This is a genomic window from Halioglobus sp. D3-4 (assembly GCF_055809315.1).
Genome location: NZ_CM147907.1, coordinates 2,776,857 through 2,796,906, shown reverse-complemented (window position 1 = coordinate 2,796,906; position 20,050 = coordinate 2,776,857). Strand labels below are relative to the sequence as shown.

The window sequence follows — 20,050 nt, the reverse complement described above, 5'->3', positions numbered from 1 at the left end:
TGTTCATCAGTGCAACGCGGCGCGTATCGGCAGGCTGGCCGCCAACGCCGCCTCGATATCCAGCAGTTCATCCCAGCGCTGTTCTATAGCGCCTGCGTCGAGGTATTTCTCTGCCAGCCGCAGGAACAGTTCGAAGTGTCGTTCCTCGGATCTGGCGATGGACTGATAGAATTTTTTCAGTGGCCCAGCGTCCAGCGCGGCAGCCACCAGTGCAAAGCGCTCCGCGCCGCGCGCCTCAATGATGCTGGCTGTCAGCAGCCTGTCCATCAGGTACACCTCCCGGCCCTGACGAATGGATTTGCGAAACTCCACCACGTACGGGTCTTTCTGGTCCGGCCCGGTTACCAGCCCGCGCTGGTGTATCCATTTCAACACCTCGCGGTAGTGGGTGAGCTCCTCTATCGCCAGATCGGCCATGGCGGAGACCAGTTCCGTGCGATCGGGATAGTGCGACAGCATGGAGATCGCCATGCCGGACGCCTTTTTCTCCGCTGTCGCGTGGTCCAGCAGGAAGCTGTCGAAATCAGCCAGTACCGCCTCTGTCCAGGCGGCTGGCGTGTTGTAGCGAAGCGGTGAATCGGACATAAGCCTGGGAACTGTGCTGGTGAAAGGGGGTTGCTATTGAACTGTAAGTGAGCACTGAACACAAGAATCGGCAGTTGCCACAACTTGCGGCGATGCGTGATCGGTATGTTAAACTCTGCCGTCTCACCAGGGTCTGGCGGACAGTGTTGGCGCGGACATTGATTCACTCATCGGGACAGCTTAAGCAATGATCATCAAACCACGTGTACGCGGATTTCTTTGTATTACCACTCACCCTGTAGGTTGCGATGCCAACGTCAAACGGCAGATCGAGTATGTCAAAGGCAGGGGCGGTATTGAGAATGGCCCCAAACGCGTACTGGTGATCGGCGCATCTACCGGCTATGGCCTGTCGTCGAGGGTTACAGCGGCCTTTGGCTGTGGTGCCGCTACGCTGGGTGTATTTTTTGAAAAAGAGGGCACCGAGAAAAAGCCCGGCACAGCGGGTTGGTATAACTCTGCGGCCTTCCACAAATACGCCGAGGTCGATGGCCTGTACGCCAAGAGCATCAACGGCGATGCCTTCAGTGATGAGATCAAGCAGAAAACGATCGAGACAATCAAGGCTGATCTAGGTCAGGTGGATCTGGTGGTTTACAGTCTGGCCTCACCGCGACGCCAACACCCCGTTACCGGCGTTGTGCACAACTCTACGCTCAAGCCGATAGGCGGCGATGCCACGCAGAAGGGCGTCAACACCGACAAGGAAGAGGTACAGGATTTTCACCTTGAGGCGGCGACACAGGAGGAGATCGATAACACCGTGGCAGTGATGGGTGGAGAGGACTGGCAGATGTGGATCGACGCGCTCGACGATGCAGGCGTGTTGGCGGACGGGGCGAAAACGACAGCCTATACCTATATTGGTGAGAAGTTGACCTGGGATATCTACTGGCACGGCACCATTGGGGCGGCCAAGAAAGATCTGGATAAACGTGTTATCAGCATTCGCGAGCGCCTTGCGGCCAAGGGCGGGGATGCGCGCGTCTCTGTGCTCAAGGCGGTGGTCACACAGGCCAGTGCAGCGATCCCCGCGATGCCGATCTACCAGGCGCTACTGTTCAAGGTGATGAAAGAGCAGGGCGTTCACGAGGGCTGTATTGAGCAGATCGACGGGCTGTTCCGCGATTCCCTGTGCAACGCTGCGCCGCAGCTGGACGATGAAGGCCGCCTGCGTGCCGATGGCAAGGAACTCGATCCGGCGATACAGTCAGCGGTCGCGGATTTGTGGGAGCAGATCAATACCGATACCCTGCACCAGCTGTCGGATTTTGTCGGCTACAAGCGCGAGTTCCTGCAATTGTTTGGCTTCGAGGTGGACGGTGTCGATTACGATGCCGACGTCAATCCCAAGGTGACAATCGAGAATATGGTCTGAGCCTATGTTTGACCCCGGTGTACCCTTTCGACTCAACCCGCATGTGCGACGCCTGGTCGCGCCCAATCCGGGGGTAATGACAGGCCCGGGAACCAATACCTATCTGCTTGGCGATGAGCAGGTTGCGGTACTGGATCCGGGGCCGGCGATCCCCGCTCACATCGACGCGATTCTCGCGGCGGCAGGAGATCGCATCCGCTGGATTGTGTGTACCCACACCCACCCCGATCATTCGCCCGCCTGGCAGGCGGTAGCAGAAGCGACCGGAGCGCAGGTTATCGGCGCGTCCCCGCCCGATGATATGTTTCAGGACGACACCTTCAAGCCCTCCATTGAAGTGCAACATGACTATGTGCTGCAGACGGGTGAATTTACCCTGCGTGCGGTCCACACTCCCGGCCATGTGGGCAACCACTATTGCTACCTCCTCGAAGAGGAGGGCATGCTGTTCGCCGGTGATCATATTATGAATGGCTCAACGGTGGTGATTATCCCGCCTAGTGGTGATATGAAAGCGTATATAGAGTCGCTGCAGCTGCTGTTGAGCTACCCGCTCAAGACTATTGCACCCGGTCATGGCGATGTATTGCCGGAGCCCATAGCCGCAGTGGATTGGCTGGTTAAGCACCGGTTGCAGCGCGAACAAAAGGTGGTGGATGGCCTGCACACGACCGGGCGAGCGTCCTTGGACGATCTGGTGAAAGTGGTTTACGACGATGTCAGTACCAGTCTACACAAGATGGCAAAACTGTCGCTTTCCGCGCACCTGATAAAATTGCAGCACGAATCGCGAGCACAGTTGCATGCCGTGGATGATACCTGGGAGATGTTGGACTGCTAAAATCACCTGCAGCAACGTATGAAATGCCCTGTCCGGGCTCAGAATGCTAACAATAAGTTTGGAGTACAGTATCGATGAATGGCTTGATGATGAACCAGCAATTGACACTTTCGTCAATTGTCGAACATGCAGAACGCGTCAATGGCAGTGCTGAAATCGTCTCGGTAACGGCGGAGAACCCTCGTCATCGCTACACCTATAAAGAGGCCTTTGCGCGCGCGCGGCAACTCGCTGACGTAATGTCGCAGTGGGGCCTTGCGCAGAGCGACCGCATTGCCACGCTGGCATGGAACGACTATCGCCACTTTGAAACCTACTATGCCTCGTCGTGCAGTGGCTATGTCTGCCACACCATCAATCCGCGGCTATTCCCGGAGCAACTGGTTTTCATCATCAACCACGCCGAGGACCGCTATGTATTCCTGGACCCGGATTTTCTGCCACTGGTAGAGGGGTTGGCCGAGCAATGCCCCGCTGTGCAGGGCTGGGTGATATTGGCGAGCGAGGAGCACATGCCGGCTACCAGCCTGCCCAATGCCCTGTGTTATGAGACGCTGGTTGCGGCCGGGAACAGTACTTTTCAGTGGCCGCAACTGGACGAAAATTCCGCCTGCGCCCTGTGTTATACCTCGGGCACTACCGGCAACCCCAAGGGTGTGCTGTACTCGCACCGCTCAACCATGCTGCATGCCTACGCCACGATGATGCCCGATGCACTGGCTATTTCGCGAAGTGATGTGGTGATGCCGATTGTCCCGATGTTTCACGTCAATGCCTGGGGCAACCCCTACTCCTGTCCGATGGCGGGTGCCAAGCTGGTGTTCCCCGGCAGCAAAATGGGCGACGGAGAGACGCTTTGCAAGCTTATTAATGAAGAAGAGGTGACGCTTTCTGCGGGGGTGCCGACGGTATGGCTGGGTGTGCTCGCCCACTTGAGGGCTACGGGTGGCAGCGTTGATTCCCTGAAGCAGATCGTAGTGGGCGGCGCCGCCTGCCCGCTGTCGATAATGGAGGAGTTCGACGGCTATGGTGTGGAGGCGCGCGTCGGTTGGGGGATGACGGAGATGAGCCCGCTCGGCACTGCCAATGCCAGTGGTGCCGAACGGGACAGGTTCAGCGAGCAGGAGTTTGCCAAGGTACGCCTGAAAGGCGGGCGACCGATTTTTGGCGTGGAGATGAAAATCGTCGACGACAATGGCGAGGAACTGCCGTGGGATGGCGTGGCATTCGGGTCATTGATGGTTCGTGGCCCCTGGGTGTGTTCGAGCTATTTCAAGTTGGAGGGTTCAGACGCGCACTCGCGCGAGGAGGGCTGGTTTGAAACCGGCGACGTCGCCACCATCGATGCCGACGGCTATATGGCTATTACCGATCGCACCAAGGATGTGATCAAGTCCGGCGGTGAATGGATTTCCTCGATAGAAGTGGAGAACGTCGCCACGGATCACCCCAAGGTAGCAGAGGCAGCAGTCATCGGACACTTTCATCCCAAGTGGAGCGAGCGACCGTTGTTGATTGTGGTGCGGGGCCCGCAGGGGCAGGATCTTACCGCCGAGGAAATGCTGGCCTGGTTCGACGGCAAAATCGCCAAATGGTGGACGCCGGAGGCGGTAGAGTTTGTCGATGAGTTGCCGCATACCGCGACGGGTAAGATACAGAAAGTTAAATTGCGCGAGACATTCGCAGACTATACGTTCCCGGCATGATGAGCCGGGAACTTAACCCGTATTTCTCATCCCAGCGGCAATACCTGCGATAGTCACCATAATGGCCTGGTCGATGTCGTCGTCCTGCTGTTTGCGATTGCGTTCGAGTAATTCAGCCTGCAGGAAGTTCAGTGGATCGGTATAGATATTGCGCAACTGGATGGATTCGCGTGGCCAGGACTGGTTTTGCAGCAACTCCGTTTCTCCCAGTAGTTCCAGAATAACCTCGATATCCGATGCCAGTTGCTCGCGCAGTTGCTCACCGATGCTCAGGTATTCCGGCGATACCAGTTTTTGATCGTAATAGGCCGACAGCCCGCTATCGGCTTTGGCAAATACCATTTCCAGCATCGAAATACGGGTGGCGAAAAACGGCCAGTCGTCGCTCATTTCCTTGAGGGTGCTGATTTTTCCCGCTGCGACTAATTCCTTGAATGCCTGACCCGCGCCCAGCCATGCCGGCAACATCAGGCGGTTCTGGGTCCACGCGAAAATCCACGGTATCGCGCGCAGGGACGCAATGCCGCCACCGCCTTTGCGTCTGGCAGGCCGGGAGCCCAGTGGCAGCTTGCCCAGTTCCTGCTCCGGTGTGGCCTCGCGAAAATAACTGACGAAATCGGCGTTATCCCTTACATAGGCGCGGTAGTACTTGCAGGAGCTTGTGGAGAGCTCGTCCATGACATCGCGCCACTCCTGTCGCGGCGTTGGCGGCTCTTTCAAATTGGCCTGCAATATCGCGCTGGTATACAGGGCCAGTGTTTTTATCGCCATTGCCTTCAGGCCCAGTTTGGTTCTGATCATTTCGCCCTGCTCGGTGACGCGCAGGCCATTCTCCAATGACCCCGGTGGCTGGGACAGCAGCGCCGCGTGTGCAGGGGCTCCGCCGCGTCCAATGGTGCCACCGCGGCCATGGAACAAGGTAAGATTGATGTCGGATTCTTTGCAGCGCTTGATCAGCGCCTCCTGCGCAGTGTACTGCGCCCAGGATGCGGCCAGCATGCCGGCATCCTTGGAGGAGTCTGAATAGCCAATCATTATCATCATTCGACCCTGCAGGTGATCGAGATACTGCGGAATGGACAGCAGCTGATCGACGACCGATGCGGAGCGATTGAGGTCGTCCAGGGTTTCGAATAACGGCACCACGGGCAGTGGTGAGCGCAGGCCGGATGCCTTTAGCAGTAATTCCACTGCCAGTACGTCTGAGGCCTGGCGCGCCATGGAAATAATGTAACAGCCCAGAGCATCTGGCGGTTGTTTTGCGACCACTGCGCAGGTGTCCAGCACCTCCTTGACCTGATCGCTGGGCTGCCAGTCTGTCGGTATCAGCGGACGCCTGCTGGCCAACTCCTGTAGCAGAAAAGCCTGCTTCTGTTCCTCGTCCCACTGCTGGTAGTCGCCGAGGTCGAGATACTGTGTTAACTCGGAAAGTACATCGGTATGGCGATCGGAGTCCTGGCGAATATCCAGCCGCACCAGATTGACACCAAAGCATTTGATGCGCCGCAGCAAATCGAGCAATTTGCCGTCGGCAATATTGCGCATGCCACATTCCAGTAGCGACTGATAGCAGGCGTATGCTGGCTGCCACAGTTCATCTGCGCTGAGGATAATACTGTCGTCCGGCGCCCGCTGTTCGTTGATTTGTTGGGTCAGCGCTTGCAGGGTGAGACGAAGGCGGTCACGCAACTTTCGCAGAACGCCGCGATAGGGTTCGCGATGGTTGTCGCTCACCGCGCGCAGGGCATCATTGCAGTCCGTCATGGACAGCTCTTCCACCAGCTCTTCCAGGTCTTTCAGATAGAGTGCCGTCGCCTGCCAGCGGCCCAGCAGTAAGACTTCCTCCGTCACTGCTGCGGTTACATTCGGGTTGCCATCGCGATCCCCGCCCAGCCATGAGGCAAATGTCACCGGCATGGCTTCCTCTGTCAAAGGCTTACCCGTCACCTCCATCAGGGTGTTATTCAGTCGGCGCAGGAACTCGGGTACCGCATCCCACAGGGAATTCTCCACCACCGCAAATCCCCACTTCGCCTCGTCTATCGGGGTTGGCCTCTCATCGCGGAAATCGTGCGTATGCCAGATCTGCGCAATGAGTTCTCGCAAACGCTGGTGTATCACGTGCTCTTCCCGCTCGGTGAGCCCGTCCAATTCCATCTGGCCCAGGCAGGCGTCTATCTCCCCGTGTTTATGGATAAGGGTACGGCGGGTAATTTCAGTGGGGTGGGCAGTCAGCACCAACTCTATACGCAGATTGTTGATTGCGGCTTCGATTTCGTCGGCGCTACGACCGTCGCCCTGCAGCAGTTCGAATACCCCCGACAGCGCTTCCGTCGCAGAATACTCCTTATCCATTTCGCGGGAAATATTGTGGTGCTGGTCGGCGATGTTTGCGAGATTGAGAAACTGACTGAAAGCCCTGGCAACCGGGAGTAATTCATCGCGCTTCAGGCTAAGTAAAAGTGCCTTCAGTCGTGCCTGGTCATTGTTGTCTCCGGCACGTGCAGATTTGGACAGTGTGCGGATTTGCTCGATTTTGTCGAGAAATTCCTGGCCGGCGGCATCACTCATGGTGTCACCGAGAATACGGCCGAGCATGCTGACATTTTGTCGCAGAGAAGAGTATAGAGGTTCGTTCATTGTATCCCGCTTGCCCGAGTGCTTTGTCATGTGAGATCGAAAAACGGTGAGCTGGACTTGCAACCAGGGGCATTGAAAGTTTTGGAACAAGCGCTTGAGCCGCTGTTTAATGCTATCAGACTCCACTGGAATATCCAGCGCATAAACACGCAGGAAAAAATTGGGAAGCTATCTCTCTATCCGTCAACCGCGTGATGCAGGTGTCAGAATTTTTAACACCTCGGGCGCATCGTGCGATTTTTCCTCGATGAGTACGCGCGGTATTGTTTGCTAAACTGCTGCTGTTTAACGGGATTACTGTCTGTGGCATATTTATTGCTCTAAGTCTGGGCGACTCGGTTCAGGTCGCCCGGTGGTCGGAGTTCCCGGTGAATCTGGCATACGGTTTGCGATGGGTCGTAAGCTCAATAAAAGAAACAGGCAACAACACAAGGAATAACAATGATCGTCCAGCGTCTACACAAGAATTTCGTCAAACTGGCGGCTGCATGTGCGCTCGCAGTTACCACTTCCGCTCAAGCGGCGCCACTGTACAGCAATGCCTATATATTTGGTGACAGCCTGTCTGATACCGGAAATATCAAGGATTCACTGGGTATCCTGGGCGGAGTGCTCGGCAACTCCATCGGATATGGCAGCAACGGTCGATTTTCAAACGGCCCGGTCTGGCACGAGTATCTGACACTCAACGACGATCTGGTTGCACAGGATAATCTGGGCATCTCCCGAAATGGCGGTACCAATTATGCCTACGGTGGTGCACTGGTAGAGGGTGGCTCCGGCCTGACCGGTGCTGTTGCGGATAGCGCGGTGGATCAGGTTAACGAATACCTCGGTGGCGGCGCAGCTGACCCGGGTGCCCTGTATGTCAGCTGGATAGGTGGTAATGATGTGCGCGGTATGGTGGGCGACAGTAATCCCTGGAACGAGGTAAACGACGCGCTTGATGCCATGCAGGGGATGCTCGGTGATCTGCTGGCAGCGGGTGCGACAACGCTGTTTGTGCCCAACTTGCCCGATATCGGTTCGATACCTGAGTTTGCCGGGAATGCGGCTGACAGGCAGTCTGGTTACGATATAACCGTGGCCTGGAATGAGGGTTTGAAAAACAGGCTAATCAGCCTGCATGATGAATACCTGACGGCCGACATATTCTACTTTGACGTATTCGATTTGTTTGCCCAGTTGATGGCCGACCCAATTGCCTATGGTATTACCGATGTGACAAGCGAGTGTCGCAGCGCCAACCTGTTCGGCGAAAGTGCCTGCGCAAATGCCAATACCACACTGTTCTGGGATTACGTGCATCCCACTACTGCCGGGCACAAACTGCTGGGGGAATACGCCGCCAGTGCGCTGCGCAGTGGCTTCACGGTCCCGTTGCCTTCAACATTGCTATTGTTAGGGGTGGCTTTGCTGTCGATCGCGAGAATCCGTGCCTCGGGACAGCGGTAAGCGGGCCGCTGACCTGCCTTTGCAGCACTCTTTCATCGATGAAAAAGCGCATGAATGGGGAGGCTTAGTGCCTCCTGTTTTGTGTGCGGGTCTCACACAGGAGGGCATATGTCGTCTGTGAAGAAGGTGTTGTTCGCTCTCATCTGGCAGCTCCCGATGGTTGGCTTTGCGTGGAGCGCAGAATCGCTTGAGGCTGTGAAAATGCAGTTCAAGCAGAGTTCCAATGACCAGTCGCAGCAATGGGGCCTGCTGATCGGTGATGACCGGGTGGTCACACTCGATGTGAATGGGAGGGTGGTGAGCATATTTGATGCCGCGGACAACACGTTGTACACACTGGACCACACTGCGCAAACCTACCGGATATCCGATACGCAATCGGTGCGGCAAGCCGCGGCGAAAGTTCAACAGGGAATGCGAGCAATCGAGTCGAAAATAGCCGCGCTGCCGGCCGCACAGCAAAGCGAGGTCAGGCGGCAGTTGATGGCATCCTTTCCCCAGCGACAGGAAGTCGCTGCCGACTCCCGGTTTGAGCCAAACGGCAAGTCGGGTACGTTCGCGGGCGTAGACTGTCAATGGTATGAAACGCTGGTTGATGAGGAGGCGGTCGGGCAGATATGCGCTACCGCGCCCGATCAACTGGTGGGTGGGCCTACCCTCTACAGCATGCTCGAAAGCATCTCCCAGATGTATGCTGAAATGGAAATGGCCGACCTCGGTGGTATCGCGCTACCGATACCGGAGAACCCCATGGCGCCGGTGGCACGGCTGGGTTTGATTCCGATAAAAATGGAACAGTATGATATCGCCGTATCCGGCAGTGCAGACGTGGAACTGATGTCAATTAACCGGCAACAGGTCAGTCCGGCGGCACTGCAACTGCCTCCCGGCTTCACGCGTCAGGACAGTGTCGGTGTTGCTGACCGTTGATAAAACAGCGATTCTACTGATTGACCGATAGATCCCGGGGGGTGTCGTCGAGGTATCGCGGAATACTGACTCCCAAAGCGTTTGGCCTCGCGTTTGAGTATGCCGTTTAATCGTACACGTCTATCATCTTGTCGGCGCCAAAGAACGGTAGTTGGGCGCAGACGCTGTCATCGATAGGTAATTGCTGCTGTCGCCAAAGTGGCTCCCAACAGTCATGCTGCTGCAACAGGGCGCGCGCTACCTGCTGCTCTGTCTCTGGCAGGGCGGTATATTCTTCACGCAGGCGCTGCAGGCACCATACCCGGTACTTCGACCAGCGAGCTCCACGGTATTGCACACCACCAATGTTCACATCGAAGCGTCGCTGGTCGTTGGCTACTGCGTCGACATTTGCGCACAGGTACGGCAGGTACTGCTGACCTACTTCCTTGAGTATGGGGCCCCAGTCTGCAGGAATACCTTGGAGCCAGTCCCCGGCGTCGTCCCGGCGCCTGAAGTTGGCCAGGCGGGCGGCCCACTCCCATACCGCGGGTGCTTGCTGGCGTACAATCTGTGCTGGCACTGGGTCCAGGCAGAAGTGGCGGTAGAACGGGCCCGAAAATGCGATGTCCGCAAGGCTGGGCATGGTGCCAAGCAGGAACGGGCGCTGAGTGAAGATCGCTTGCAACTGCTCGAGTGTTCGAGAAAGAATGGCTTCTACGCCCGGTACCTGATCCTTGCGGATGCCGTCTCCTGAGGTATAGCCATTGCGTTGCCGCCGGGTGATCGTCCAGCGCTTGAGGACAGATGGTAGCGGGACATTCGCCGCCAATTCTCTGGCAAGGTGGCTGCCTGCATAGTGTGCACCCTCGGCATAGTGCCAGCGGAAGTGCATGGCAGGACGCCACAGCCATTCATCAGCGTAGTCTTCCAGCAGCAGGCTGAAGAAACGCTGTACCGGTTCGCGCGGTGTGATGGTCGGTGTTGGCCATTCATTTTCAAACCACTGGATAATCGCCGTACTGTCGGTCATCCAGCGCCCGTCGCCCAGTAACAACGCTGGCATCTGTGTGGAGCCGGTATTTTGCTGTACCCGTTTCATGCAGTGTGGCGCAGTGAGCGCCTGCAACTGGTAGGGGATACCTTTGGCGCGAAAATAATTCTCCAGCTTGCCAGTGAAGTAGGAGATGCTGGAACCGTACATTGTGACGGGTAAAAGAGCGTTGCCTGGCATCGTCGTGGCCTCGTTTAGACGGTCATTTTCACAGTCACAGATTTGGCTAAGCCGGTTTTATACCGGGGTTCGAGGGCATGTCACGCACGTGCAGATCCAGTTGCGGAAAAGCTATCTCGATACCGTGCTCAGCGAACATTTCATTGATGCGTATATTCAGCGCATTCTGTGCTTCGAGGCGGTCGCTAAGTGATGCAACGAACACCCTCAGTTCGAAATCCAGGGAGCTGGCACCGAATGCCAGGAACCAGCAACATGGCGCCGGGTCTGCTAGCACGCGCGGGTCTTCCTCGGCCGCCTGCAGTAGCAGCTGGCGGGTGGCTTCGGGGTTGGTGCCGTAGGCAACACCCACTTTCAGTGTGACCCGGGTAGTGGTGTCACTGAGACCCCAGTTGGTGAGGTGACCGGTGATGAAGGTTTTATTGGGCATCACGATTTCCTTGTTGTCGAAATCAAGGATCGTGGTAGCACGTGTGCGAATCCGTGTGACGCGTCCGTTCATGTCACCTACCGTAATCACATCGCCCACGCGGAATGGGCGTTCAAACAGTAAAATGATACCTGAGACGAAGTTGGCGAAAATTTCCTGCAGCCCGAATCCGAGCCCGACAGTCAGCGCTGCGGCCATCCACTGTAGTTGCGACCAGCGCATTCCCAGTAAGCTGAAACCGATCAAGGTGCCGCCAATAACAATAGCGTAGCGCAGCAGGCTGGTGATCATATAGCGCGAAGCCGCATCGACCCCGGCGCGTGACAACAGACTGATTTCCACCAGTCCTGGTAAATTGCGTGAACCGAGAAAGGTGACTACCAGTGCAAAGATGCCCAGTAGCACTGCGGCCAGCGTCACAGGTGTTTCGATGGCTGCGCCGTTGGCGCCGCTGTGACTGAAATGCCAGAGTGCAATCTCGTCCAGGCGGTATATGGCGGGCAGGACATCCATCCAGACCCAAAACAGCCCCAACGTGAGCACGCTGATCCGCAGCCCGCGCAGAAATCTTGCGGTATGTGTATCCACTTCCTGCACGGAAATATCGTCGTCCGGGATCACCACCGTCTCGGTGGTATTGGCGGCTTTTTCCAGCGATGCCGCACGACTGGCTTCTAACTGGCGCAGCGCAAGTTTCTGTTTGCCTACCAGAAACCAGCGCTCCAGCATGCTCAGCGCCAGCGTCACGACAATGATGAGATTAATACTATCCAACAGTGACTTGAGTAAAACGCCCGAGGAGTAGATGTACCCCGAGAGAGCCAGTGCCGCATTGGCTAGCAACAGCAGTGGCAGCGCGGTGCGCAACAGCCAGTGCAGTGCAGGGGCGTTTGATCCAGTGCCCCACACCCTGCCCGCTTTCAGCAGGTGCCAGAACGTCCAAGCCAGCACCAGTGTGCTTGTGACAACGGCTAGTCGGGCCTGCACATCGATGGCGATATCTGAGCGGCGGATAAACGCGAGCGTCGTGATGTAATGCGTCGGTAGCACAACAAGGGCGGTGATAGGCACCAGGCGCAGCAGGGTTTGTCGCCGCTTTTTCGACCAGCCGAAATGCGCCTCTGCCAGTCCGCCCTTCATCAACGACCAGCGCAGTAACTGCACGGCCATCAGCGGAAAAACCAATGTGATGCAAGCCCGCCCCAGAGAATCACTGTAGCGACCGGGGTTTCCCAGCTGTTGTAACAGTAAGCCTATCAGTCCGATGATTACAGGAATCGGCAATGCGCCCAGTACCGTCCACAGGAAGGCGACACCGGTCGCTTGATAGTTCGGTGAACGTGGTCGGTCGACCAGAGTAGCCTGTGCCCGGATCTGTGAAGGCGCCTGTACACGCAGGGCCATCAACACCAGCATCACCATGAGGCATGACAACCACAGCCAGGGGCGTTCGCCGATGCTGCGCACCGTAAGCTTTGCCGTGGTGGCAAACCGGGAAGTTGTGGTCAGATCGCGAAGTCCCTTTGGCACAAGCGCTAACCAGTGCGACTCAACAACGCTGTGACTGGGTAGCCACAGCAGATGACGGTCCAGCAGGGCCTGAAGCGCCTCTGTCGCCTTTAGTCGCTCGTGCAGCGCTGTTTCGCTCTGTTGCAGAGCGGCGATGCGGCGCGCGATTACCGGTTCCAGTAAGCTCAGCAGTTCGACACGTTCTTCCAGCAGTGGTGGTAACTGATTCTCGGAGCCAGTATCGTTGAGTTCATCCTCCGAGCCCGCCTCGCTCGCTTCTTGCAGCGATCGCAGCGCCCGCGGAATATCGGCCAACTGCTGTTGCTGGTCGTTGAGAGTGACCAGGCGCAGGCGCAGATCTGCCAGATCGATTCGCGTTGCCGCCAGTTCCTGACGCAAGCGTGCGCGCGGTTCAAGGCGTCGGCGTTCTGTCCACATCCAGCGGCCGACATTTTCGGTGGCGCCGCCCAGTTCGAGTCTTGCGCGGCTGTCGCGCAAGGCCTCGGTGACGTAGTCCCGCTCCTCTTCTATGCTGGCGAGGGCGCGTCTATCCCGCGATAGCAGCTCATGGTTCTCGACCAGTTCTGTGCCTAGTTCGGTGTTCTCTGCGGCGGCCAAAGCGGCTACCGGCGCGGCGTCCTCGAGTTCGCTTTGGGTCCGCGCAAGCTGCTCGATACGTTCCTGCAGCTCTGTGCGCCAGAGATCGGCGATGCGTTCCTGCAGTATTTCTGTGCGGCGCTGATCGAGGCTCAGGCGCTGGCGCAATTCACGCAGTGCCAGCTCCTGCTGGCGTTGGCGCAGTGCCGCACTGTCCTGCTCCAAAACGCGCAGATCCAGTTCCGCCTTGGCGCGGCGCAGTTCGCTGGCGTGTCGCAGTTGTTGCGCTTTCAGTAGCAGGTCTCGTTCGCCGCCCGGTTGTGCGACCGGAGGATTGGCCATGTCATCGACGCGGCGCCGCAGCGTGGCGATATCACTGGCTGCCTGTAAGGGTTTGGTCAGTGACACCGTCAGTTCGACCTCGACCGCGTCGATCTGTGCCTGCAACTCGGCCACGCTGCGCTGTTGCTGTTCCAGCAACCGTTCCAGAGTCTCGCCGTCGGCTCCGCTTGGCAGGCGTCTGGACCAAGATTGCAGGGCCTGCTCGCGGTCGAGTTGCAGGGCCTTCTGAAGCTCTTCAATACGCTTCGGCAGACTGGCATGTTCAGCGCGCAATTCATCGACCCGCTTGTTCAATGATGCGGCCTCGCGCGCTGCGACATCTGCCGCGTCAAGCGTTTCAATTGCGCTTTCCCGCGCGGTCGAGTCCAGGCTTGATTTATCAATCTCTGCGCGCACCAGGTCGGTTTCCACCGATGCTTGCAACGCAGGTGTCAACCATGGACCGAAGCCGAGCAGGAGCACAAGCGCTGCAGATAAAATGCCCCTGGACAGGCTGTGGGAAAGAGAGTTGGAAGATGTACCCATCAGCACGTTTAATTCCCGGTAAGCGAATAGAAAAATGCGGTCGTAGACAATGGATCATCAGTCGGACAGCGCCATGCAGAACACTTTGCCACGAGCGTATGCACCCCTGAGTGTTCAGGGGAACTGTTGATTGTACTTGCGAGCCATAGACCTAACAACGCACCTGATCAAAAAGGGTTGCACTGGTATCGGGGCTGCCCAACTGCCGTCGGCGCGACGCCCCGGTTTCCCTCTCCGACAACTCCTGAGGCCATCGTGCTATAACGTCTGTTCCTCGATTTGGTGGGGATTGCAGCGATCGGCTGACGAAAGGGTAAGCTGTCAGCTGTCTGAATCGCCACCGGAGCGTCAACGGGGCGTGTGGAGCCCCTTTGTTGTTTGCCAGCTTGCCTGCGGGAGTGGGTTTCGAGATGGACTGAAGCTGTCGATAGAGATTTAAACTATTCGTAGAATAATATTAAAATAATTACGAATAGTGGTTTTCATTGTGTAAGATACTGATTAGTATGTCCGTCCTTGCCGTCTGCAGCTGCGAGTACATTCGACATTATGCCCGAATCACAGTATATAGCCCGCACATTGCCACAAGTAGTCGCAGACGCTGCGGCCGTTTACGGATCGCGCCCTGCCGTCACTGATGGCGAGGTTCGCCTGACATACGCCGAGCTGGATGCCGCGCGAATCCAGTCAGCTCGCGCCTTTGTTGCGGCCGGTCTGGCGCCGGGAGACCGCGTGGCGATCTGGGCCCCGAATATTTACCAGTGGATCGTCGCCGCCATCGGCGCGCAGAGTGTGGGTGGTGTTCTGGTGCCCCTCAACACGCGGTACAAGGGTGTTGAAGCCGCATATATCATGCGCTCTAGTGGCGCGAAAATGCTGTTCACCGTGGCTGAGTTCCTGGGCGCGCGCTACCCCGAGATGCTGGCGGATCAGGATCTGCCTTCGTTGCAGCGCATCGTGACGCTCAGTGGCGAAGCGGCGAACTGCCAGTCCTGGCGGGAGTTTCTGACTGCCGGTGATGGGGTGTCCGCCGAGGATGTCGAACGCAGGGTTTCCGCCATCACGCCAGATGACACGCTGGATATCCTTTTCACCTCCGGTACTACCGGCAACCCCAAAGGTGTGGTGACCTGCCATGGACAGAATATCCGCACCTTCGAGACATGGAGCGCGACAGTTGGGCTGCGCAGTGATGATAACTATCTCATCATCAACCCCTTTTTCCACTCCTTCGGCTATAAGGCCGGCTGGCTGGCGGCGATTATCAGGGGGGCACACATTCTTCCTGTATTGAATTTTGATCTCGATGCGGTTCTGGCACAGATCGCGCGGGACAAAATTTCCATGATTCCAGGCCCGCCGACAATATATCAGTCGTTGCTGGCGCACCCGCGGCGCGAGGAGTTCGACCTCTCCAGCCTGCGTCTGGCGGTGACCGGTGCTGCTCCGGTGCCGGTAGAGCTGGTGCGCCAGATGCGCGAGGTGCTGGGTTTTGAAGTGGTGGTCACCGCCTATGGCCTGACCGAGAGCTGTGGTGTGGTCTCGATCTGTCGAGCGGATGACAGTGCCGAGCGCATATCACACACTTCAGGCTGCGCCATGGACGGGACGGAGATTCAGTGCGTGGACAAAGACGGCCATCGCGTGGCACCGGGGGTCGAGGGTGAGATATGGGCGCGCGGTTTCAACGTTATGCAGCACTACTTCAACAACCCGCAGGCCACAGCGGAAACGCTGGTCGATGACGGCTGGCTCAGGACCGGCGATGTCGGCGTGATGGATGAGGACGGCTATGTCCGCATCACGGGCCGCATCAAGGAGATGTTTATCGTCGGCGGCTTCAACTGCTATCCCGCTGAAATTGAGAATATTCTTTGTGATATGCCCGGTGTGGCCAGAGCCGCCGTGATTGGTGTGCCCGATGAGAGAATGGGCGAGGTCGCGCGGGCGTTTGTGGTAAAGGTTGCCGATGCGGACCTCGACGAGGCGGCAGTGATCGACTGGGCGCGCGCTCAGATGGCCAACTACAAAGTACCGCGTGCCGTCATCTTTCTGGATGAACTGCCAATGAATGCCGGCGGCAAGGTAGATAAAGTTGAACTGGCAAGGTGGTCTGCGGGGCAGCGCGGATGACAAATTTGTCCTCGGCTTCACATTCCGTGCATATCGACCTCGACGACACCGATCAGGCCATAATCAACCTGCTGCGGCAGGACGGGCGCATGCCCTATCGAGCCATCGCCCGCGCATTGGATATAGCTGAGAATACCGTGCGCGCGCGTGTGCGCCGTATGGAAGATTCCGGCACCATGCGGGTGGTAGCCGTTACCGATATTGAAGCGGCTGGCTACGGCATGTTGCTGGCGATCGGTGTTCAGGTTGAGGGTCGCTCGCCGGAAGCGGTTGCCCGTGAGTTGTCGCTTATCACCGAAGTGTTTTCAGTGAATGTGGTCGTAGGTGCTCAGGATATTGAAATTCTGGTGGTGGCGCAGGATCAGGCTGCGCTCAATGAGTTGATGGCGGACAAGCTGGGTGCTGTGTCCGGCGTTCGTCGCCTGACGCCGGCGCTGGCATTGGATGTACTGAAAAACCAGCCGGACTGGGTGCCTTTCCATGCAGCGTAAACTGGATGCCGCAGATACAGCTATCGTAGCGCGCTTGTCGCGCGATGCGCGTGTCAGTAATCGCGAGATTGCAGAGCAGCTCGGTGTGACCGAGGGCACCGTTCGCGGCAGGATAAAGCGCATGGAGGAAGAAAAGCTCATTCGTATTACCGCGGTTACCAATATCGATCGATTCAAGGATGCCGCCCTGGCCTATATCTGGATAGAGGTGGAGCGCAGCGGGCAGGTCCGGGATGTCGCTGCGCAACTGGCGGAGATCGCTGAGTTGGGATTTGTCGGCGTGATGCTCGGACGCGCAGATATACTGGTCATTACTATGGTGCGTAATGCTGAGCACCTTGCAGAGTTTGTGCATCAGCGCATCAGTGTGATCGGGGGAGTTCGCAGCACGCGCAGTACGCTGGGTGTTAATTTTATAAAGCACGATTACCGCATGGCGCGCATCGTGAGCTGATTGTAATAGAGAGAGGAAGGGATACGATGAATAAGCAAATGACAGCGACTGACGTCGTTGCACAACTGAAAGATGGTATGACCATCGGTATTGGTGGCTGGGGTCCGCGGCGCAAGCCGATGGCACTGGTGCGCGAAATACTGCGTTCCAATCTCAAGGACCTGACCATAGTGGCTTACGGCGGCGCTGATGTTGGTATGCTGTGTGCGGCGGGCAAGGTGAAAAAAGTAGTGTTCGCATTTGTATCGCTGGACTTTATTCCACTGGAGCCCTACTTCCGGCAGGCGCGTCAATCCGGTGCCATCGAGGTGATGGAAATTGACGAGGGTATGATGTTGCTGGGCCTGCGTGCGGCGAGTTGGGGTATTCCGTTTATCCCCACCGAGGTCGGACTCGGCACCGATGTGATCAACAAGAACCCTGATATCAAAGTGATAGACAGCCCGTACGATGAGAAGGAGTGGGTAGCGATGCCCGCACTGAAGTTGGATGCTTCTCTTATTCACGCTGACAAGGCAGATGTGCGTGGCGTGTGCCAGATCGCCGGGCCCGATTTTTACATGGATGACTGGTTTGCCCGGGCAGCAGAAAAAACATTCGTGTCCTGTGATGAGCTGGTCGAGACCGAGTACTTTCATGAGCCCGCCCAGGCTCGCCTTGTGCACTGGGAGCGCTCCATGACGACTGGCGTTGTGCCCATTCCCGGCGGTGCCCACCCCTCTTCGTGCACCCCGCTTTACGGTTTCGATATCCCACACTTCAAGGCCTATGCGGCGTCCGCGAAGGAGGACACCGGTTTTCAGGGGTACTGTGACAAATTCCTCGGCGTCTCGGAGGAGGAGTACCAGAGCAACGTGGGTGGGCTGGACGCCATCCGCAACATTGAACTGCCCACCTATTGATCGGCCAAGGAGATACGTATCATGACTGCAACAACTGATTACACTCTGGCTGAACTGTGCATCGTCGCCGCCAGCCAGGCTTTTGCCAATGAAGGTGAAGTGCTCGCCACCGGTATCGGCGTGGTGCCGCGCCTGGCGGCAAGCCTCGCGATGAAAACCAGCAACCCGGACCTGATGATGACGGATTCGGAGGCGTGGATGTTGAGCGAACCCAATCCACTGGGGCAGCGCCCTGCTGACTTTGTTCCGGCGACGGAAAGCTGGATGGGTTTTTCACGCATATTCGACAATGTCTGGAGCGGCAAGCGTCACGCCATGCTCGGGCCGACGCAGATAGACAAGTTCGGCCAGTCCAATACGTCAGCACTGGGTGGGACGTACGAAAAACCCAAGACCATGATGCTGGGCGCCCGGGGGTTTCCGGGTAACTCCATTTCGCACCCCAACAGCTTCTTCGTACCGTCTCACAATACGCGGGTATTCATGGATGGCGAGTGCGATTTCGTTTCGTCCATCGGTTATAACCCGGCCCGACTACCGAAAGGCCACAAGCTGGATGATGTCGATATCCGCCTGGTGATTACCAACCTGTGTGTCATGGATTTCGGTGGGCCGGACCACCAGATCCGCCTGGTATCCCTGCACCCGGGGGTGACAGTAGAGGAAGTGCAGGAGAATACCGGCTACCCGGTGCATATTCCGGCGGAAGTTCCTGTGACCGCCGCGCCGACACAAGAACAACTGGCCGTGATTGCGGCGCTGGATCCGCACAACCAGCGCGCTTACCAAATCAAGGATAACCCGCCGGGCATCCGTTCGTGATACGAGGCTTGCAGCATGCTTGAAACGCGTTTGACCACATTGCTGGGTTGCAAATACCCTATCGTGCAAACAGCCATGGGCTGGGTCGCCGACCCAAAGCTGGTGGCGGGAAGCTGTAACGCCGGCGCATTTGGCTTTCTCGCCGGCGCGACTATTCCGGCAAATGAGATGGAGCGCGATATCCTGCGGGTGAAAGAACTCACCGATAAGCCTTTTGGTGTGAACTTTCACATGTACCAGCCCAATGCCGCGCATATTGTCGATCTGGTTATAGAGCACGGTGTGCGCGCAGTGAGTTACTCGCGCTCGCCCGGCCCCGAGTTTATCAAGAAGCTCAAGGATGCCGGTGTGGTGTGCATGCCCACGGTTGGCTTGCCCAAGCATGCGATCAAGGCGGTCGAACTTGGCGCCGACGCTGTCACTGTGCAGGGCGGAGAAGGTGGTGGTCACACTGGCGCTGTGCCCACAACGCTGTTGATTCCCCAGGTCGTTGACGCGGTGGGCGACAAGGTCCCGGTAGTTGCGGCTGGCGGCTTCAAGGATGGTCGCGGCCTGCTGGCAGCCTTGTCGTGGGGCGCAGATGGCATTGCCATGGGTACACGGTTTTTGATGACGGAAGAAAGCCCGGTGCCGAGGGAAACACTGCAGCGCTACATCGACTGTAAAAGCCCCGGTAATATTATTGTCTCCAAAGCGATGGATGGCCTGCCGCAGCGAATGATCATGAACGAGCTGCTCACCGAACTGGAAAAAGCCAGCACGCTGCGTAAGCTGATTATCGCGATGCGTAATGGTCTGGCCTTTCGTAAACACACCGGTGCAACGGTATTCAGCCTGTTGAAGTCGGCTATTGCAATGAGCCGGGATGATGATATGACCGCATCGCAGGCCATTATGTCCGCCAATGCGCCAATGATTATTCAAAAGGCGATGGTCGAGGGAGAGCCTTCGCAAGGCGTCCTGCCCTCCGGACAGGTAGCGGGTGTTATCGACTCCCTGCTGTGTTGTGAGGATCTAATCCAGTCCATTGTTGCCGAGGCAGAGCAGCGTCTGACGCTGTTGTCGTTGCGCGTTACCGAGAATTCCCAGGAGTAATG

Annotated in this window: 15 protein-coding genes; 11 read left to right on the top strand and 4 right to left on the bottom strand. The window is 57.3% G+C overall.

The genetic code is table 11. The features are described 5' to 3' along the window. Nucleotides 1–6 precede the first annotated feature (6 nt). Nucleotides 7–585 carry a MiaE family protein gene (locus AC0L6S_RS12015; protein ID WP_473424215.1) on the bottom strand — a complete coding sequence of 193 codons (579 nt, stop codon included), beginning with the start codon at nucleotides 583–585 and terminating at the stop codon, nucleotides 7–9. 187 nt (nucleotides 586–772) lie between these two features. On the opposite strand from AC0L6S_RS12015, the gene fabV reads away from it, so the two are divergent. The 3 genes from fabV (at nucleotide 773) to AC0L6S_RS12000 (ending at nucleotide 4,510) form a co-directional block, all read left to right on the top strand. After that, nucleotides 773–1,963 carry an enoyl-ACP reductase FabV gene (gene fabV, locus AC0L6S_RS12010; protein WP_473424214.1) on the top strand — a complete coding sequence of 397 codons (1,191 nt, stop codon included), beginning with the start codon at nucleotides 773–775 and terminating at the stop codon, nucleotides 1,961–1,963. A gap of 4 nt (nucleotides 1,964–1,967) precedes the next feature. Beyond that, nucleotides 1,968–2,804 (top strand): MBL fold metallo-hydrolase, encoded by an 837-nt coding sequence (locus tag AC0L6S_RS12005; protein WP_473424213.1) that lies wholly within the window; start codon nucleotides 1,968–1,970, stop codon nucleotides 2,802–2,804. Nucleotides 2,805–2,878: 74 nt separating this feature from the next. Further along, a complete protein-coding gene (locus tag AC0L6S_RS12000; RefSeq protein WP_473424212.1) occupies nucleotides 2,879–4,510 on the top strand; it encodes a 3-(methylthio)propionyl-CoA ligase in 1,632 nt (543 codons plus the stop codon). 12 nt (nucleotides 4,511–4,522) lie between these two features. Here the strand turns inward: AC0L6S_RS12000 and ppc are convergent, their stop codons facing one another. Then, the gene (gene ppc / locus AC0L6S_RS11995) at nucleotides 4,523–7,150 is read right to left on the bottom strand and encodes a phosphoenolpyruvate carboxylase (protein ID WP_473424211.1); all 2,628 of its coding nucleotides are present in this window, start codon (nucleotides 7,148–7,150) and stop codon (nucleotides 4,523–4,525) included. A 441-nt stretch (nucleotides 7,151–7,591) separates the two neighbouring features. Here ppc and AC0L6S_RS11990 point away from each other — a divergent pair, with 441 nt between their 5' ends. Both AC0L6S_RS11990 and AC0L6S_RS11985 read left to right on the top strand, forming a co-directional pair. Then, nucleotides 7,592–8,605, top strand: a complete 1,014-nt coding sequence (locus tag AC0L6S_RS11990) for an SGNH/GDSL hydrolase family protein (protein ID WP_473424210.1) — start codon at nucleotides 7,592–7,594, stop codon at nucleotides 8,603–8,605. Nucleotides 8,606–8,713: 108 nt separating this feature from the next. Then, nucleotides 8,714–9,535: a hypothetical protein gene (locus tag AC0L6S_RS11985; RefSeq protein WP_473424209.1), complete on the top strand. Its 822-nt coding sequence runs from the start codon at nucleotides 8,714–8,716 to the stop codon at nucleotides 9,533–9,535. A gap of 106 nt (nucleotides 9,536–9,641) precedes the next feature. Here AC0L6S_RS11985 and AC0L6S_RS11980 read toward each other — a convergent pair whose 3' ends face one another. Further along, nucleotides 9,642–10,748 carry a glutathione S-transferase gene (locus tag AC0L6S_RS11980; RefSeq protein WP_473424208.1) on the bottom strand — a complete coding sequence of 369 codons (1,107 nt, stop codon included), beginning with the start codon at nucleotides 10,746–10,748 and terminating at the stop codon, nucleotides 9,642–9,644. 46 nt (nucleotides 10,749–10,794) lie between these two features. Next, nucleotides 10,795–14,151: a mechanosensitive ion channel domain-containing protein gene (locus tag AC0L6S_RS11975; protein ID WP_473428592.1), complete on the bottom strand. Its 3,357-nt coding sequence runs from the start codon at nucleotides 14,149–14,151 to the stop codon at nucleotides 10,795–10,797. A gap of 549 nt (nucleotides 14,152–14,700) precedes the next feature. Between AC0L6S_RS11975 and AC0L6S_RS11970 the strand changes: the two genes are divergently transcribed. Genes AC0L6S_RS11970 through AC0L6S_RS11945 form a run of 6 tightly spaced genes read left to right on the top strand, consistent with a single transcriptional unit; the run spans nucleotide 14,701 to nucleotide 20,048 of the window. Further along, nucleotides 14,701–16,284: a FadD3 family acyl-CoA ligase gene (locus AC0L6S_RS11970; RefSeq protein ID WP_473424207.1), complete on the top strand. Its 1,584-nt coding sequence runs from the start codon at nucleotides 14,701–14,703 to the stop codon at nucleotides 16,282–16,284. Further along, entirely contained in the window at nucleotides 16,281–16,775 is a 495-nt protein-coding gene (locus tag AC0L6S_RS11965) for an Lrp/AsnC family transcriptional regulator (RefSeq protein WP_473424206.1), read from the top strand. Before AC0L6S_RS11970 ends, AC0L6S_RS11965 begins: the two co-directional genes overlap by 4 nt. Further along, entirely contained in the window at nucleotides 16,765–17,229 is a 465-nt protein-coding gene (locus AC0L6S_RS11960) for an Lrp/AsnC family transcriptional regulator (protein WP_473424205.1), read from the top strand. Before AC0L6S_RS11965 ends, AC0L6S_RS11960 begins: the two co-directional genes overlap by 11 nt. A gap of 26 nt (nucleotides 17,230–17,255) precedes the next feature. Beyond that, entirely contained in the window at nucleotides 17,256–18,131 is an 876-nt protein-coding gene (locus AC0L6S_RS11955) for a CoA transferase subunit A (protein WP_473424204.1), read from the top strand. Nucleotides 18,132–18,152: 21 nt separating this feature from the next. Then, nucleotides 18,153–18,953, top strand: a complete 801-nt coding sequence (locus AC0L6S_RS11950; protein ID WP_473424203.1) for a CoA-transferase subunit beta — start codon at nucleotides 18,153–18,155, stop codon at nucleotides 18,951–18,953. Between the two features lie 15 nt (nucleotides 18,954–18,968). Continuing rightward, on the top strand, nucleotides 18,969–20,048 hold the full coding sequence (locus AC0L6S_RS11945) for an NAD(P)H-dependent flavin oxidoreductase (protein ID WP_473424202.1): 1,080 nt from the start codon (nucleotides 18,969–18,971) through the stop codon (nucleotides 20,046–20,048). Nucleotides 20,049–20,050: the final 2 nt, after the last annotated feature.

Coding starts and splice junctions, on each gene's coding strand:
- AC0L6S_RS12015 (WP_473424215.1), bottom strand. CDS start 585: ATGTCCGATTCACCGCTTCGCTACAACACGCCAGCCGCCTGGACAGAG.
- fabV (WP_473424214.1), top strand. CDS start 773: ATGATCATCAAACCACGTGTACGCGGATTTCTTTGTATTACCACTCAC.
- AC0L6S_RS12005 (WP_473424213.1), top strand. CDS start 1,968: ATGTTTGACCCCGGTGTACCCTTTCGACTCAACCCGCATGTGCGACGC.
- AC0L6S_RS12000 (WP_473424212.1), top strand. CDS start 2,879: ATGAATGGCTTGATGATGAACCAGCAATTGACACTTTCGTCAATTGTC.
- ppc (WP_473424211.1), bottom strand. CDS start 7,150: ATGAACGAACCTCTATACTCTTCTCTGCGACAAAATGTCAGCATGCTC.
- AC0L6S_RS11990 (WP_473424210.1), top strand. CDS start 7,592: ATGATCGTCCAGCGTCTACACAAGAATTTCGTCAAACTGGCGGCTGCA.
- AC0L6S_RS11985 (WP_473424209.1), top strand. CDS start 8,714: ATGTCGTCTGTGAAGAAGGTGTTGTTCGCTCTCATCTGGCAGCTCCCG.
- AC0L6S_RS11980 (WP_473424208.1), bottom strand. CDS start 10,748: ATGCCAGGCAACGCTCTTTTACCCGTCACAATGTACGGTTCCAGCATC.
- AC0L6S_RS11975 (WP_473428592.1), bottom strand. CDS start 14,151: ATGGGTACATCTTCCAACTCTCTTTCCCACAGCCTGTCCAGGGGCATT.
- AC0L6S_RS11970 (WP_473424207.1), top strand. CDS start 14,701: ATGCCCGAATCACAGTATATAGCCCGCACATTGCCACAAGTAGTCGCA.
- AC0L6S_RS11965 (WP_473424206.1), top strand. CDS start 16,281: ATGACAAATTTGTCCTCGGCTTCACATTCCGTGCATATCGACCTCGAC.
- AC0L6S_RS11960 (WP_473424205.1), top strand. CDS start 16,765: ATGCAGCGTAAACTGGATGCCGCAGATACAGCTATCGTAGCGCGCTTG.
- AC0L6S_RS11955 (WP_473424204.1), top strand. CDS start 17,256: ATGAATAAGCAAATGACAGCGACTGACGTCGTTGCACAACTGAAAGAT.
- AC0L6S_RS11950 (WP_473424203.1), top strand. CDS start 18,153: ATGACTGCAACAACTGATTACACTCTGGCTGAACTGTGCATCGTCGCC.
- AC0L6S_RS11945 (WP_473424202.1), top strand. CDS start 18,969: ATGCTTGAAACGCGTTTGACCACATTGCTGGGTTGCAAATACCCTATC.